Here is a 16,515-nt window from a genome sequence, read left to right as displayed (position 1 = left end):
AGTGAAGTGAATTTTTCTAAGAATGTTCTTTTTATTATACAAGCCCTAATGAGGAAGGTTGTTTTGAAAATGAGACCCAAGAAAAAATTAGTTATTAGCATCATCATTGGTTTTGTTTTGTTTTCTTCCTATTATCTACTAAAAAATTTATTCTTAAAAGAACATGCTACACACGTTTCAGAAAATGAGTTCAAACCTTCATTTCTAAATGACAAATTAGCTACCATCTACCTTTCAGCATCAATTGATTATCAGCGTGAAGGGAGCTACACAATATATATGAATAAAAAAGGTGAATTAACTACTTCAGAAGGTGATGCAATTGAATTAGGTTCTATTGCTCAAGGTGAACAGATGTTACTGAAAGAAAACCCTTCAGAAATAAATATTCTTGGAAAAAAAACTGCTCATTTTAAGTTCAAAAATAAAGTACATACTGGTTATGGACAAGCTAATGGATATTTAAAGAACAAAGAAATATTTTATACATTAAACAACCAAGGTTTTGGAGAGAAGGACTATAAAAGTTTAATTAGATGGGGCAACAGTCAAAACTTTCACGAGCAGATTTTAAATGGATACTTTGTTAGTACAGGAAACGACGAAGATAAAATTTACGTGATCAATCAAGATATGGATACTGATCGATCTACTTTTCATGAATTGAATTTAGAGGACAAACCGACTCTTCAAAATGGTGGTCATATTAAACTCATTAATGAAGACTGGGAAGTTTATTCAAATATGATCATTAAGGACAAATTAGCTTATTTTATCCTCTATCACACTCCTGAAGATTCTAAGGATGTGTCTTTTAAAGTAGCAGTATTTGATATAGAAAAGAAAAAATTAAGAGGAGCATATTTACTTGGCAGCTATAAAAGTGAAGATCAACTAATTCCACCAAATGAAAAGCACTTCTATATAAAAGACGATATTTTATATCACTTAACTGCAAATTCTAAGATTTATACATTTAACACAAAAACGATGAAACCAGAAGGATCCTATTCCTTAGAGCATGAGGAAGGACTCAATGTTAAATTCGTCTATTTTAATTCTGATCATATCTACTTATTAAACCAAAATAAGACTGGAGAATATGAAATTACTTCTTATTCATACCAAAAGGGAAAAAGATTGAATTCTTTAAAGATAAAAGGTCTCGACAAAATTCTGGATAAGAATCATGTATCTGAATATGATTTTTTGATGTTAGAACAAAATAGAAATGATATTCTCAAAATATTTAATAAGTGATTCTAAAAGGAGAATTGATATGACTCATTTAGAATTCGCATTCGGCTTGCTTCCAGTCAGTATGATCATCGCTTCTTTTATCGTCACATTGATTGTACAAAAGGTTTATTTCATGCCAGTTGTGAGCTTTATCATTTTACTCATCCTGACATTTACACTTTTTAATGTCTCCTTCTTAGGCTGGGCAGTTGTTTACACTTTTGGCTCATTCATTGCTTCATATTTAGCATTATTCATCATGAAAATTTTACATAAAAAGAGGTCATAAACTACATTTTAAAAGCCCTTTTCAGGGGCTTTTCTTCTTTCACTATCGTTTTTCCACTGGATGAATGTCTTCTCCCAAAAAAGCGGTATTAGGATCTCCACTCTTTTCTAGAAATTCAGCCATTTCTTGCAGCTCTTGATTGATACGGTTATTTCTTGGCATATCTGGGTTTAATAGAAGCATGGAGTGAATCGTTGTTGCTGCTTCATACAAAACATGTTGATCGTTTATCTGTTGGATGCATAGTTTCATACGATTGAAAAACCATTCGATCTCTTCTGTTTCTTCCATCGGATAATGTGCCATTTTGAATAGATTCTGCTGACGAAGGTCCTGCCTCTCAAATATGTGTTCAAGCTCTTCTTTACTGACATATAAATCAGAATCTTCCTCCTTAATCTCTACTACTTCGACCATCGCATCTTCAGCTGTATATAACTTCTCAATAAAATCATCGAAAGTTTCTGCCAGCTTAAAATCTACTTCCAGCTCTAAATCAAAATAGTGAATAGAAGGATGTTCCTTCGTTTCTCGATAATCCATGGCGATCCATGTATCTTCTTCTCCGCTGATGATCACAAGTCCCTCAGGCAGATCCAATTCATTACTTAACCGAAGACTATTCATGTTGCCATCATCTTTGGCGATTCCTCTTAAATGGTCAAATTGAACATGATCCTCAGCCCATGAATTCGGCTGTTCGGTTGGAAAAGCATTACAAACTGTAAACCCGCCATTCCATTCTAAAATGAGCTTTTTGTATGTATCAGGTAAAATGACTCCAAGTGTGCCCTCTGCTTCATGAATTTGTTCCTCATCTATCTTTTTTAACGTAAAAGGACTCTCTTCCTCTTTCTCCCAGAATGATTTCAAAGTGGGTGCCTCCTCGTATCTATTGAGATAAGTATAACATTGACCAACTGTTCATTTGCTCATTCTACTTCATAAAAAAACAGACTCTTAAAGTCTGTTTTAATCTTGTCTATACGTTTTCAGAGGTTGTATTTCGATCAATCATAGTCGTGTTTCGATTTGATTTTTGTTCCTCCATTGTTGTATTCCGAATTGATTTTGTTTCAATGATTTTTAAAGTTTCTGCTGTTGAAACACTTAACAATACAATGGATAAAATGATTAGTAATTTTTTAATAATCATACAGACACTCTCCTTTTTGAATATCATTTTGAGCCTTAAGAGCCTTTCTATAATATTCGGCAGCTTTTTCAAAGTCCCCTTTTTTTTCATAAAATAACCCGTCACTTTGAGCAAATGCTTCCACATAGACATGTAGTTTCTTTTCTTCAAAAATATCAAACACTTCTTTCAAAGCTTGTTCATCAGTATCCATATAAATAGCTTTTAATGCTTTAAATAACAAGACACTTAGCGAATCATTTACCTTTGAGGAATATATAAGTCCATCTTCAACGAGCAGATCCGCTTCATCAGTTTGATTAGACTTGTACAGCGACCAACACAAACTAAATAGAGTGATTGGCTTTATGTCACTTTTTTCCGAAGAAATGACATCTAACACTTCTTTATAATGCTTTATTGCCTCTGTATACTTTGATTGCCTATCATATGTATTACCAATATTTAATAATGTTTTTGCTACTAAACGTTGATCGTTTGCGCCCACAGCAATTGAATAAGCAGTCTTTAAATGTTGCAACGACTTTTCATATCTCATGAAATCATCATAATTTCCTGCTATGACAATTAGACTTTGAATTTGACGAACTCTATACTGTTCATGTTCTTTATAAATATCTAGAGCCTTTATGATGTGATGCATAGACACATGCGTTTGCTTCATAATATAGTAAGCTTCAGCCACCTTGAAGTGAAACTCCGCTTGCTCAATATCATCGACAACCAGTGCGAGCTGCCTCTCAGCGATCTTGTAATATTGAATGGCCTGTATGTATTCTTTCTTACTAAATTCATGCATTCCTCTAAAAAAGGCATTGTAATATTGCAACATACCGGAAAGTTGATGATTAGAATTCTCAATTTTATCAACCAAATCAGAAACAGAAGGTGATCTTTTTTCTGAAGGCTTGATATAATCAAGCATAAGCTGATGACGAAAGCACATCAATTGATAATAAATGAGTAAATCTTGATCTTCTTCCATCCGTTCAATTTCTTGTTCTACCTCAGCTTTCAAAATCTCTGCATCTGGAACGCTGAATTGCCGAATCATTTTATACCATTCATTTATTTTCACACCTACATGTGAAGAAAGAACTTTCTCCATCCCTTATTCCCCTTCCACCAAAATCCCTTATATGACATTCATTATCACATACAGTAATTTACAAAGCACCGAAAAGAAACCGCAAAAAGAACGATTGTTACATCAATAAACCTTTGACACAATTCATGATCATCACAAAACAAAAAGGCAGACTCATTTCAGTCTGCCTTCATCTTCTAGATTTCCATGAGAACACCTTTTGTCTTCAGGTAATTTGCAATGAATCATTTAACCACTCTTCACAATGTTCAATAAGCCACCTCAAATATTCCACATATTGACCGACGTGATAGCCATCACAAACAGCATGATGTACTTGAATCGCAACGGGCAAAATGATTTTCCCTTCTTCCACTTTAAATTTGCCTATCGTAAATATTGGCAGTAAATAAGCTTCATCTGTAGATACAGTAAGGTTAAAAGAAGTAAAATCAATCCACGGTAGACTTGAAATATTGAACATGTTTTCTGGCATATGAGGTTTCGGAAATAGGCTGCTGCTTTTGCTATATGTTTCAATGTCGGCTACACAGCTTTTATAAAACTGAGCAAAGTTTTCATCATAAGTCGTCCAAATACTTGAAAACGTCTTTGTTTCTTTATTTAGAGTTGTATAACTAGGATGGAGAATCTCCCAGTAACCAAGCTCATCGTTCACTTGATCCATCCGAAACTCAGGAATTTTTTGCACAGCTCTTGCTAACAAATAAATTTGCACAGGATATACTTTTAGCTTTTTTTCTTTTAATATTGCATGCAATTTCGTGATGTCTAGATTGACCACCAAGCTATATGAGCATCGGGTTAACGTCATATAATGATGAAAGTGCTCTTTTCGCGGGTAATTTTCGTCTATTTGTTGAAACATTTTTTATCTCCTCCTGAATTTGATTTACTGTATTCAGGAGGAGACTTTATCTGTTTTCACCACCACAATCATCCTTTCAAGAGATATGTCATGTTTCTGTCTATTCAAAGTCTACCATGAGCTTTGCTTACAATAAAGCCTGCAGCAACTCTTCGTAAGTCATCTTGCCCAACGTGAATTTTTCTAGTGCTATATATGTTTTCTCCGCTGAGGTATTCATTCTATGATGACATTCATTCACTAACTCATGTTCATTCGGTAATGGTTCATGTATATGTTCTTTTTTTCGACATGCTTCATAGTATCTTATCCCAAATATTCTCTGGGACATCGCATTGATGTGAATTCCATCCGGGTTAGGTATAAGACCTTTCGCAGTAACATAATAACAATTTTCATGATGATGTGCATATTTTTGTAGTTCCTCATTAATACGTTGATATTCCACACACCCTGCGCCAAATCCCACCTTTCCCAAGTAATCGCCCAAACCTCCTATCAAAAGCGGAATGTTAGGGACAGATAATTCAGTTCTTAGTTCATGAAATAATCTTCGTATTTTTTCATCGTATTCTTTGTATTTCCCATCTTGGCTGTCACTTTCTCCTTGATGCCATAATATCCCGGCCAATTCGCTATCTTCCTTTGCAAATTTAGCTTCATTTATTGCATGACGAAATAATGCCCCATCTCGTGACCACTCATCAATGGAACTGCCGCCTTCGGCACATGGAATAAGACCAATTTTTTCTCCCTCATGATCCTTACACCAAGTCTCCGCGAAGGAAGCCGCCAGTCCTACACCAGCGACCGGCCTATCAAAATGAATAGGTTCAGTCATCATTTGCCATCTTCCATTTCGCAGCATCATGATTCTTTCATTATAAATTGGCGGCACTTCATGCTTAAAGCCTCGACCCGCCATATTAGATTGTCCAATTAGTAAAAATGACTTCATACCTTTCCCCCTCTAAATATTTTATCAAATATATATTTACCTGAACGTTATCATCATTTTACCCTTCCTTTGTTTTTCATATTTGTCTACTTTTGTCGAAAGGATAGTAAATAGGAATTACTTAGTGTAATATCCTTATGCATCTATCAATCAGGAGGATCTACTATGAAAAAATGTTTTGTATTATTTTTTACATGTTTATTATTGTTAACAGCTTGTAGCAGTGCAGCATCTACTAAAAAACAGCTTACCACAGACAACGTGATTGAAGCTTTCAAAAGTGCTGGGCTTGAAGCAGAAAAACCAACTGATCTTGAACAAAAAGAGTTTGGAAATATAAGAGAAGAAGGAAAAAGGATTCTCATTCCTTCTTTAGGTGAAAATGCTGGTGGAAGGATTTTTAAATTTGGAAATGAAACTGATCTTAAGCAAGCAAAATCTTATTATGATGAGTTGGGCAATGCTGGATCTATGTTTTTCTCTCACACATATTCAAAAGGGAACTTCCTATTACAAATGAATGGGGAAATGAAAGATTCTGAATTTGAAAAATATAAGAAAGTGATGGATAAGGAAATAGATTAGTCTAATTTTACTTCTTGCTTCTTTAATTTTTAAAAAGGAGGATTCCGATGGTCCCTATTTCAGATGGCGGCGAACAATCGTTCATGTTGAGAAAAACAAACACCTCTTCGTTGCAACTGGCTCGAACTGTCTAGCTCTACCCTATCAAGGTAGTGATATAGAATTTTGTCATAACCAGTGACGCCCTCTAATTTCACTTCTATCGGTTGCTACTAAAGCTTTTTATCCTCTCCTGTATTAAGAACAAAAAATGTTATCTTTTTATTTAAATTCTTTGTTAGTCATGTTTTTTCATAATGAATATGCATGTTTTTTGTACCGTTCAAACCCTATAACAAACAACCTATTTACTTCATTTATTTACAAATGATAACATTCATTGGAGTAGGTGGAATATTTCTAACAGCTAAAATAAAATATTGCATTACTAAATAAGCCTAATTTCTAAAATATATTCAAAACAGGAGTTTATTATGAAAAACTAAGTTCTTCAAAAGGTTTAATATTATCCACGGTTGCAGGAATTTCTGTTTTTATATTCACACCTTTTGCAGAAGCAAATGCAACTAATGCTTTCGAAAAAGAACAGTCCTATTCATATTCATCTATAAAACCTTATTTTGATCTAGCAAAAGAGGCTACAATAGATGAGACAGCACAGTATTGGAATTAAAATGAAGAAGAAACAGAAAAGTTCAAAAAAGCAATTAAAGAAGCTCAGCCAAAAACAAATGGAGAAGCTATTACACACGGTAAGTTCACATGGGCTATAAAAGCAATCAAAGAAGCTTATGACCAATTACCAACAAAACTGAAAGTAATGATAGGTGGTGTTACAGGATTAGAAACTATTCTAGTCACTCTGGAACACTATACAGGCGCGCTTGAACATGGCATTTATTTAGGCGCGCTTGAACATGGCATTTATTTAGGCGCTCTTAAAGTGACTGGAAGTGAAAATGCGTCATGGTGGGTTGCTAAAACCATCATGTTGTTCGTTTTTTAAAATGAACTAAAACACATCTAAATGATGAAACAACAAGGAGGTGCTTGGTTAATGACACAGGAAAATAAGGCATCCAAAAGTTTGTTAATTACTTTACCCATCGCTATTATCGCTATTGTATTGATTTTAGGGAAAATTGATACGCCTGTAACAAATATTTTATTTTATGTAGTAGCTTTCGGTGTAATGGGTTTAACTGTTTCAAGCTTAATAAAAGACTACAAAAAAAAGAAAAATTGATGACTTGTCCATAGAGGTAATTTATGCAGCTATGAAAAACAGGATAATGAACTCATCGATAGAGGAAGCAGGATTACCAAAATACGGTTTCATGTTCTTAGACACACTATGAAAATATTTTATTAAATAATGGCGCACCTGTCGTATCTTAAATTGACCACACTGAAAAATGCAGTGTGGTTTTTAATTTCCCTAATGTTTTCTTTTATTTTAAAAATACAAAAGCCTCTCTTTTACTGTTTTCTTTTTCTTATCATTAAGAAAATGTAAGTTTTTTATTAATCCAAATGCTATAGATATTTATTAATATGTTAGAAAGTTTACTTGTTCGATGTTACTTATCAACAAACAAAAAAATCCCCTTCCTACAAAGGAAAATTTCTTTAATTTTTGAAAGGAAGTCGTTTAATTGAGAAAAACAAATTGTTTCTGTCTATGTTTATAACTGCTTTAATCTCATTTGTAATTCAATCGGAATTAAGTAAGTTCGGCATGATTAACATGTCAAATCTTTGGGTAGATTTGGTCAGTTGGATAGTAATATTCATTGGCGTTGAAACGTCTTTTAGAACGATCAATAAAATGAAACATTGAACCGAATATAGACAAACAAAAAAGCCCCTTTAGAAAGGGACTTTGGGTATATTAACGTAATAGTTGAAGTACGTTTTGTGGCTGTTGATTCGCTTGTGCAAGCATAGCTTGAGAAGCTTGAGAAAGAATGTTGTTCTTAGTGAACTCACTCATTTCTTTTGCCATGTCGACATCGCGAATACGAGACTCAGCAGCAGTTAAGTTTTCAGCAGATGCCCCCAAGTTGTTAATAGTGTGCTCTAGACGGTTTTGTACTGCACCAAGTTTTCCACGTTGAGCAGATACTTGGTTAATAGCTGCATCAACAATACTTAGTTGAGTATCAAAACCAACATCAGTAGCATCAGCTGCATTATCAGCAAATTTTCTAACATCGATGTCTTTCAAAGATTGATTTGCAACAATTCCATCAGCGTCTTTAACTCCTAATGCATCTGTGCTCATTTTTTCAATATGAACTGAAATTTGTTGAGTTGCGTTAGCACCAATTTGGAACACCAAATCATTACCAGTTGCTGGGACTGCAGGTGTACCTGCATCATCTGGATCATCTGGATCTCCCGGAATTGCTGGAGTTCCCGGCGTTCCAGCTTTAAACGTACCATCTAATAATTTCTTACCGTTAAACTCTGTACGGTTTGAGATACCGTCTACTTCTTCTTGTAGAGCTTTAATCTCATCTTGAATAGATTGAAGATCAGACTCTTTATCCTGTGTACCAGTATTTCCAGCTTGAACGACTAGTTCACGAACACGTTGAAGGATTGAGTGAGTTTCAGTCAATGCACCCTCAGCTGTTTGGATAAGAGAGATACCGTCCTGTGCGTTTTTAGATGCCATTTCTAATCCGCGGATTTGGCCACGCATTTTCTCAGAGATTGCAAGACCTGCTGCGTCATCTCCTGCACGGTTGATTTTAAGACCAGAAGAAAGCTTCTCCATGTTCTTTTGGCTCGCACCGTTGTTTGCAGACAGACGGTTTAAAGTGTTAAGTGCTGCGATATTGTGGTTAATTCTCATTTCTTATTACCTCCGTGTAATTTTTTAGAGCTTATCTGTAAAGTCCATTTAGATGAGAAGCTCTTCCTTAGAATTTTCGATTTCTAAGGCATGTGTATAGTAGTAACGCAGAGCATCTTTTGGTTCTCTAACTTTACTACCTTATGTAACATCAGTTATGGCAATAATCCTGAAACCTCCTTCTATCAAGCAAAATGATTATTCTTGTCACTTTTACGAGACTAGATACTCGCCATAACAATGAGTATTATGTTACCTACTATAGACAGACCTTCCACATATTTTAGTTTGTGGAAATTGTTAATTTCACAAATTCGACACATTTAACAACCAGATAAGGATGATAAAATTCAATCAACTACAGTTTTATGGATCGTATTTCTGCTTGGCTACATCAGAAAATTCATTATCAATAAAAGTTCAAATGATCATTGACAGAATAACAGGACTCGTTTTAGTAGATTTTTGGTGAAACTATTATTTACAAATCCAAAGCATTAAATTTTGACTACAAGTAGAGTTACACCATTTAAAACATAAAAAAACCTCTATCCTATAAAGGACAGGGTTTTTATGTTTTAATGTCTTTTGAAGAGTTGTTTTTTAATGTTTAAAAAACAAAAAACCCTTGCTTAACAAGGGTTTCAACGATGATTCCGACTGGACTCGAACCAGCAACTCTCCCTTGTCAAGGTGAATAATCATCCGAAGTAACTGATTTCCCCCTGAAAAAGACTGATTTAATAAAGTTCTATGATGAGGCTTTCTGATAAAAAATGTGCATTTCTGAAGAAAACTGAAAGGGTTCGTCCCCATAAAAAAACAGACCCTTCATGTTCTGTTTTAATTTTGCCTATACGTTTTGAGATGTTGTGTTTCAATCAGCTGCAATCACTGTAAGAGCAATCAACGTAAAACCCTCCTTTAAAGTCATACAAACAATCCCTCTCTGAGTTTTGAATTGTGTTTCTAATACCTTTTGATCAGCAACCGTAGCTTCTTCAAATCGACCTTGTTTCCCATACTCATCTGCATATACTATCTAGCATGCTTCAGCATAAGCGAAACGCTGTTTCTGCTCTAAATACTGAAAGACCTCGGCAAGCTGCTCCTCATTTATATTATTAAAATAAATCGGTTTATACCATTTTAACAAGTAGAAATATCTCATCCTTATTTTAATATTGGCTTACGTTAAACTTGTGAAAAAAACATATTCATGTATAATACAATTGATGTATGATACATGAATTGTAGGAGGGTAACCTTTTTGAAAAGAGAAGATGCCTTAAAACTAAGAACAGATATTAAGAAAATGATTATTATAACTGGAGTTTTTGAATCTCAAAATTTGCCAAATGGACCATTTGAAAAACCTCTACCAACTTCTCAAATGATGGCGTTAGAGGAACTAGAGGTGGAAAGATTAACTGTTTGGCAACTATCCAATAAACTTAGATTAGATACTTCAACTGTAAGTAGATTGGTAGATAAGTTAGTAAAAACGGGGCTTGTTTATCGTGAAGTAAATGAAAAAAATAGAAGAGAACTTTTTCTGCACCTCACAGAAAAAGGTCACATTACTGTTAATCGCTTAAGAGAACAATCCCTTACATTTTATCAACGTATCCTCAATAATTTATCAGAATCAGAACAAAAAATAGTTGTGGATGGTTTTGAATTATTTATTGATTCTATTTCTAAGTCTTTTGATTAGAGTGAGGTAAATCATAACCTTTGGAGGATAAAATGAGTTTGGATTTTGAACGTCCTATCATTGAACTAAAAGAGAAATTTGATGAATTAAAGAAAATGATGAAAGAAAATAATGTAGATTTATCGTCAGAAATTCATTTATTAGAAAAACGTTTAAATAAAATGCAAGATGAAATTTATTCTAATCTTACACCTTTTCAACGAGTTCAAATTGCAAGGCTACGTAACCGGCCCACGACATTGGATTATATACCTTTATTGTTTACAAACTTTTTCGAACTTCATGGTGATCGATTATATGGTGATGATAAAGCAATGATAGGTGGTATTGCAAAATTTAAAGAGATGCCCGTTACGGTTATTGGTCATCAAAGAGGTAGAAGTACAAAGGAAAATATAGAAAGAAATTTTGGAATGTCACATCCAGAAGGATATAGAAAAGCGTTAAGACTTATGAAACAAGCTGATAAATTTAATCGCCCTATTATTACATTTATTGATACAATAGGCGCCTATCCAGGGAAAGGATCTGAAGAACGTGGAATTTCTGAAGCGATAGCTCGAAATCTTTTGGAAATGGCTACGCTTAAGGTCCCAATTGTTTGTATTGTAATTGGAGAGGCATCAAGTGGTGGAGCTCTTGGCATTAGTGTCGGTAACCATATCCATATGTTAGAGTATTCATGGTACTCGGTAATTTCGCCAGAAGGAGCAGCATCTATCCTATGGAAGGATGCTAAGTATGCTCCAGAAGCTGCTGAACATATGAAAATTTCAGCAAAAGATTTAAAACATTTAGGAATTATTGATGAAATCATTGCTGAAATTAAAGGTGGAGCACAAAATGATATAAAATCACAGGCAAAAATGATTGAATCTGTGATCGAATCATCTCTAAAAAAATTGAGACCATTATCCTCGGAAGAGCTTATACAACAGCGATATGAAAAGTATAGACAAATAGAGAATTATAAATGAAAATATTTAAAGTCCGTATTACATTTAGGAGGATTCTCGCAAAAAATTCTAAATATTTTGTAAGAATCCTCTTAAACTGGATATGCTGATATTATTAAAAGATGTGTGATCGGTATGAAAAAGGATTTTCTTCCATCGATACTTTTTCTGAAGGTCCTCAAATCGTCCTCATAAAAAAACAGACCCTGCATGGTCTGTTTTCATTTTGCCTATATGTTTTGAGATTCTCCATCTCTCAGTCGCCGAGCCATATCTAAAGCAAAATAAGTCAAAATACCATCGCATCCAGCGCGTTTGAACGACATTAATGATTCTTCAATTACAACATTTGCATCAAGCCAACCATTCTGAATAGCTGCCATCAACATTGAATATTCTCCACTGAAGAAAGAATTTTGTCCATCCCTTACCTAATTTCCATAAAACACCTATATCTTATATTTATTATCACATCCAGCGATGTACAAAGCACCGAAAAAAAAAGCTCCTGTAAAAGAGCCTTGTGATAGTTATGAAACTTATTTATAAAAATACATCATTGAAAATTATTTATAATTGTACTTAATGCTTTCTTTAGTACAACCTTATCATCATTTGACAAGTTTTGAAGCGCTGTCTTGTTCAGCTCAATTGTTGCTGCTTCAACTTGATCTCTAATGACTAAAGATTTTTGAGTAGCCTCTACTAAAATATTTCTTCGATTGTTTGGATCTATTGTGCGTTCAATTAAGTCAGCTTTTTGCATTTTATCTAAAATTCCAGAAATTGTTGAGGCTTCTAAATACACAAGTTCTCCAATTTGTTTAGGAGATAGCTGGCCCTCTCTCCACAAACAGTTCAACACACCATATTGAGCGGGTGTCAAATCACATTCCTCTAAAAGCTTACTAAAGTACTTAAACACTTTATTTTGACTAACACTTAGTAAAAAATTTATGCACTCTGATAATTCCATTTTATCTCCCCCACATTGACTTTACCTATAATATCATGGTAGTTTTTTAATTGAAATACTTTTGTACCAGAAATGTTTTGTCGTAATATATTTTCAGAGAGGAAGATAAACAATGGATTCATTTAAAGCGATTCTAGTTACAGAAAAAAATGATCAAGTTAGTTATGATCTTCAAAATGTAAGTGTTAATGATTTATCTGAAGGAGAAGTATTGATTAAACTAGCATATTCTTCAATCAATTATAAAGATATGCTGGCTGTTCAAAAAAATGGAGGTGTGATTCGTAACTATCCAATGATTCCTGGAATCGATTTAAGTGGAACGATCGTTCATACAACAGACAATCGTTTCGTAGAGGGTCAGCAAGTTATTGTAACAGGTTTCGCTATGGGTATGAGCCATACTGGAGGTTTTTCTGAATATGCTAGAGTACCTGCAGATTGGATTGTTCCTTTGCCAAATAACTTGACTTTAAAAGAAGCAATGATTTTTGGGACAGCAGGCTTTACCGCAGCTCTTTCTATTATGGCTTTACAGGAAAATGGTATGAGTACGAAAAATCAACCTAATATACTCGTTACGGGGTCAACTGGTGGAGTTGGTAGCATTGCTATACAATTATTATCTAAAATTGGGTACAACAATATTTTTGCTTTAGTGCGTAAAGATAATCAAGTTGATATAGCAAAATCTTTAGGAGCAACTGATGTCATTTTTGCAAACGAGTTAGGAGAGCTAAAAAAACCATTAAACAAGCAAAAATTTGACTTCGTCTTAGATACTGTAGGAGGAGATGTGGCTTCTGTGATCATTCCTCAAATTTCTTATGGTGGAAGCATGAGCATGTGCGGGAATGCAGGCGGAATTAAATTAACAACAACTGTGTTACCTTTTATTTTAAGAGGGATCAACCTTCTAGGAATCGATTCTGTAAATGTACCAATCAATAAACGCAAAGTCATTTGGAACGAGATAGCAAACGAATGGAATATCTCCCAAACGACCCTAGTCAATGAGATTACTCTCGATACACTACCTGAAAAAATTGAAGCCATTAAAAATGGTCAACATTTAGGAAGAACCATTATTAAATATTAAGATAAACGAACTTTATTTATTTAAATTACACCAGACAAATATTGAATGTATTGATGCAGATACCCCATCCCAAACAGGTGGGGTACATATGTATGTGTATTCACCATAAAAGTTCCTATTTAATGCTTTTCGAAAGCGATTTTCCGACCCGTAAATGCTATCTACAACTAGCCCATGTATCAACTGAAATCGTTTGATCGCATTTACAATTTTTTGTCCATTGTAGCTCAATGGTCTAAAAAACAAACATTAAAAAACATTCTATTCCATGATTTAAACCATACAAAAATGGTCACGCTCCTTATATCGACTCGTGATGAGAGCATGAATACTATTCAAAAAAGAGCGGGACATGCTAGTGCTAAAACAACCTCAAATATTTATAGTCATGTTACAAACAAATTAGAATTTAACACTGCAGAACACTTTAATCGTTTTGATCCTAAAAATACTGAGGAACAATCTGGCGGATAAAGTTCGTCCCCAATCAAAAGAAATAGAACAAATATTCGTTATCCTAAAAACAAAAAACCCTTGTTACGCAAGGGTTTCAACGATGATTCTACGGATAAAGAATCTCTGATCTTCATGTTCATACTCTCCTTGCCGAATAAGCACCACCTTACGCTATTCGCTTAAATAGATTTTGCAATGATGATTACTCTCCGAGAGGATGCCAAGTACAGTTCATCATCATAAAATGAAAAACTGTCCTTGATACGTCTGCCGCAGACCAACTGCTATCCAGCTCAGAATGTCCCTCTCTTATGGCCAAATTCCTCATCACCTTTGTTCCGTATCCAGATACGCCATTGATAAGGGAAAAGCGCGTCTCCCAATAAAAAAAGCGAACACCAATCAAGGCACTTAAAATGCTCAATGATCAGCGCCGGCAGGTTCTTCCTTCTGGACAAAATATTCACGTTCGTTTTGCTTGTCTCTATCATACGATGATCCACTTAGGAAAAAAGGTCCCCTTTTTATCCCCCATTTTATCGTTTTTCCCTTGTATAAATTTAAATTTTTTTCATTTCCGCAACGGCCCTTACATAATTCTCCTCATTTAATATGATGTGTTGATTACATTTTTTTTTAGGAGTGAGTTCAAATGAGCAATAGGCGATGTTGTCGTTGTGGAGAATGGTTAGATGTTTGTTGTTGTATAAAGACAGTTGGTGTTCCTGGAAGGCGTGGACCAGCAGGAAAACCAGGTAGACGAGGTGCTACTGGTCCTACTGGCCCCCCTGGTGCTACTGGCGCCACAGGTCCTACTGGCCCTTCTGGTGCTACTGGCGCCACAGGTCCTACTGGCCCTTCTGGTGCTACTGGCGCCACAGGTCCTACTGGCCCTTCTGGTGCTACTGGCGCCACAGGTCCTACTGGCCCTTCTGGTGCTACTGGCGCCACCGGTCCTTCTGGTGCTACTGGCGCCACCGGTCCTTCTGGTGCTACTGGCGCTACTGGTCCTACCGGCGCTACGGGGGCTACTGGAGCTACTGGTCCTACCGGAGAAGCCTGCTGTCCATGTACAAATCTTTTAACTAACCCTGGGTTTGATTTATCAGATACTGGGGAACCACCAGCATCATGGACATCTGCTACTGCTACTGTAGTTGATTTCCCAGATGCTCATAGTGGTCGTTTTGTCGGAAGTCCCACAACACCGACCATACAATCGGTTAGTATTCTAGGTTTAGACCCTAACCCACCAGTTGGGACAGTAGCAACTCCTGGCTTTATCAACCAAATTGTTCCTGTTTCAGAAGGCTGCTGCTTTACTCTTACGTTTGCAGGTGATGTGCGAGCACAAGGTGTATTAGTTGCATCGGTTTCCTTCCCACCACAAACATGCCCACCATTAATCACTAATACGGGTACTGCTGAAGGAACAGTGACAACTAACCCAATATTTACAGAGGGTATTCCGCATATTATAGCGGTATCTAACCAACCTCAAAGTGTCTTTCAAAATTATTCATTAACAGTTTGTGCACCACCAGGAGCGACTACCGCATGTATTACTTTTCAAAATATTGGTGATCCGTCTGAAGGTAGTCAGGCCCTAGTCGACAATGTTGTCTTTAAAAATGCAGGTGGCCCATGCGATACGTGTGTTCAAAACTTCTAATATTAAAGAGTTGGCAAAGGCATGTGAGTAAATATGGCTAGGAACTGCGGATGCGGAAGAAGAGTTTATAAAGAAGGAGATTTCATTGTTAAAACAAGCTGCCCTGAAATCACTTTAGAAATTATCCAAAAGGAAGATTTGTGTTTTCAAGTTAAAGGAAAAGTATCATGCAATACACTTCCTTTACAACATGTTAATGTAAATTTATCAAGTTCATCTGAAAGTATTTTAGAACCTCAAATATCTACTACTGATAAAGATGGAGGTTTTTCATCAGAATTAAATTTATTAAAGAAATCAACAAAAGAAGTTAAAATCACAGCAACTGTAATTTCTAATAAATCACCTGTAACTAAGTCCATCACCATCAACCCTTAAAGAGACTCATAAAAAGAACGCTAAATTCTTACAAAAAGAGGGGTTAATTTTACATTGACCCCTACTTTCTTAGATCCTTTATTCTTCAAGTAACTAAATGATTCCAAGGGCTGTGGAAAGATTAAATGTAGCTTGCTTTTTTAATTTATAGTATCAATCCTTCTTTAACCCCAATTCTTGGCATACCTCTAAATCTTT

The 16,515-nt window shown here is 35.2% G+C and carries 16 protein-coding genes and 1 pseudogene; 9 read left to right on the top strand and 8 right to left on the bottom strand.

The features are described from left to right. Positions 1-69 precede the first annotated feature (69 nt). Both MHI16_RS06220 and MHI16_RS06215 read left to right on the top strand, forming a co-directional pair. On the top strand, positions 70-1,260 hold the full coding sequence (locus tag MHI16_RS06220; protein WP_342498145.1) for a hypothetical protein: 1,191 nt from the start codon (positions 70-72) through the stop codon (positions 1,258-1,260). 19 nt (positions 1,261-1,279) lie between these two features. Beyond that, complete coding sequence (locus MHI16_RS06215; RefSeq protein WP_106035856.1) at positions 1,280-1,528, top strand: DUF2651 family protein; 249 nt, start codon at positions 1,280-1,282, stop codon at positions 1,526-1,528. 42 nt (positions 1,529-1,570) lie between these two features. Here MHI16_RS06215 and MHI16_RS06210 read toward each other — a convergent pair whose 3' ends face one another. The 5 genes from MHI16_RS06210 to MHI16_RS06190 all read right to left on the bottom strand — a co-directional run bounded on the left by MHI16_RS06210 (position 1,571) and on the right by MHI16_RS06190 (position 5,618). Beyond that, a complete protein-coding gene (locus MHI16_RS06210) occupies positions 1,571-2,401 on the bottom strand; it encodes an SMI1/KNR4 family protein (protein WP_342498144.1) in 831 nt (276 codons plus the stop codon). A gap of 109 nt (positions 2,402-2,510) precedes the next feature. Then, the gene (locus MHI16_RS06205; RefSeq protein ID WP_012009624.1) at positions 2,511-2,684 is read right to left on the bottom strand and encodes a hypothetical protein; all 174 of its coding nucleotides are present in this window, start codon (positions 2,682-2,684) and stop codon (positions 2,511-2,513) included. After that, positions 2,674-3,792, bottom strand: coding sequence for a tetratricopeptide repeat protein (locus tag MHI16_RS06200; RefSeq protein ID WP_268466971.1), 1,119 nt, complete (start codon positions 3,790-3,792; stop codon positions 2,674-2,676). Before MHI16_RS06200 ends, MHI16_RS06205 begins: the two co-directional genes overlap by 11 nt. Before the next feature lie 205 nt (positions 3,793-3,997). Next, complete coding sequence (gene catA, locus MHI16_RS06195; protein ID WP_058014256.1) at positions 3,998-4,660, bottom strand: type A chloramphenicol O-acetyltransferase; 663 nt, start codon at positions 4,658-4,660, stop codon at positions 3,998-4,000. Between the two features lie 127 nt (positions 4,661-4,787). Next, the gene (locus tag MHI16_RS06190; RefSeq protein WP_058014257.1) at positions 4,788-5,618 is read right to left on the bottom strand and encodes a sialate O-acetylesterase; all 831 of its coding nucleotides are present in this window, start codon (positions 5,616-5,618) and stop codon (positions 4,788-4,790) included. A 165-nt stretch (positions 5,619-5,783) separates the two neighbouring features. Between MHI16_RS06190 and MHI16_RS06185 the strand changes: the two genes are divergently transcribed. Both MHI16_RS06185 and MHI16_RS06180 read left to right on the top strand, forming a co-directional pair. Beyond that, the gene (locus MHI16_RS06185; protein ID WP_058014258.1) at positions 5,784-6,203 is read left to right on the top strand and encodes a hypothetical protein; all 420 of its coding nucleotides are present in this window, start codon (positions 5,784-5,786) and stop codon (positions 6,201-6,203) included. 1,057 nt (positions 6,204-7,260) lie between these two features. Further along, positions 7,261-7,449 (top strand): hypothetical protein, encoded by a 189-nt coding sequence (locus MHI16_RS06180; protein WP_058014259.1) that lies wholly within the window; start codon positions 7,261-7,263, stop codon positions 7,447-7,449. 645 nt (positions 7,450-8,094) lie between these two features. Here MHI16_RS06180 and hag read toward each other — a convergent pair. Then, on the bottom strand, positions 8,095-9,063 hold the full coding sequence (gene hag / locus MHI16_RS06175) for a flagellin Hag (RefSeq protein ID WP_058014260.1): 969 nt from the start codon (positions 9,061-9,063) through the stop codon (positions 8,095-8,097). 1,270 nt (positions 9,064-10,333) lie between these two features. Here hag and MHI16_RS06170 point away from each other — a divergent pair. Together MHI16_RS06170 and MHI16_RS06165 are read left to right on the top strand one after the other, a co-directional pair. Continuing rightward, the gene (locus MHI16_RS06170; protein WP_106029872.1) at positions 10,334-10,780 is read left to right on the top strand and encodes a MarR family transcriptional regulator; all 447 of its coding nucleotides are present in this window, start codon (positions 10,334-10,336) and stop codon (positions 10,778-10,780) included. Between the two features lie 32 nt (positions 10,781-10,812). Continuing rightward, positions 10,813-11,757, top strand: a complete 945-nt coding sequence (locus MHI16_RS06165) for an acetyl-CoA carboxylase carboxyltransferase subunit alpha (RefSeq protein WP_003211522.1) — start codon at positions 10,813-10,815, stop codon at positions 11,755-11,757. 209 nt (positions 11,758-11,966) lie between these two features. On the opposite strand, the pseudogene MHI16_RS06160 reads toward MHI16_RS06165, so the two are convergent. Together MHI16_RS06160 and MHI16_RS06155 are read right to left on the bottom strand one after the other, a co-directional pair. Continuing rightward, positions 11,967-12,128: pseudogene (locus tag MHI16_RS06160) on the bottom strand (porphobilinogen synthase); the annotation flags it as partial. 164 nt (positions 12,129-12,292) lie between these two features. Then, on the bottom strand, positions 12,293-12,712 hold the full coding sequence (locus MHI16_RS06155; RefSeq protein ID WP_003212015.1) for a MarR family transcriptional regulator: 420 nt from the start codon (positions 12,710-12,712) through the stop codon (positions 12,293-12,295). A gap of 112 nt (positions 12,713-12,824) precedes the next feature. Between MHI16_RS06155 and MHI16_RS06150 the strand changes: the two genes are divergently transcribed. From MHI16_RS06150 to MHI16_RS06140, 3 genes are all read left to right on the top strand, one after another. After that, on the top strand, positions 12,825-13,811 hold the full coding sequence (locus MHI16_RS06150; protein ID WP_342498143.1) for a YhdH/YhfP family quinone oxidoreductase: 987 nt from the start codon (positions 12,825-12,827) through the stop codon (positions 13,809-13,811). A gap of 1,108 nt (positions 13,812-14,919) precedes the next feature. Beyond that, the gene (locus MHI16_RS06145) at positions 14,920-15,939 is read left to right on the top strand and encodes a collagen-like protein (RefSeq protein WP_342498142.1); all 1,020 of its coding nucleotides are present in this window, start codon (positions 14,920-14,922) and stop codon (positions 15,937-15,939) included. A gap of 33 nt (positions 15,940-15,972) precedes the next feature. Then, a complete protein-coding gene (locus tag MHI16_RS06140; protein ID WP_155114457.1) occupies positions 15,973-16,317 on the top strand; it encodes a hypothetical protein in 345 nt (114 codons plus the stop codon). Positions 16,318-16,515 lie beyond the last annotated feature (198 nt).

The sequence above is a fragment of the Bacillus sp. FSL K6-0923 genome (assembly GCF_038630825.1).
Classification (GTDB): domain Bacteria; phylum Bacillota; class Bacilli; order Bacillales; family Bacillaceae; genus Bacillus; species Bacillus pumilus.
This window is presented reverse-complemented; position numbering and strand designations above follow the sequence as displayed.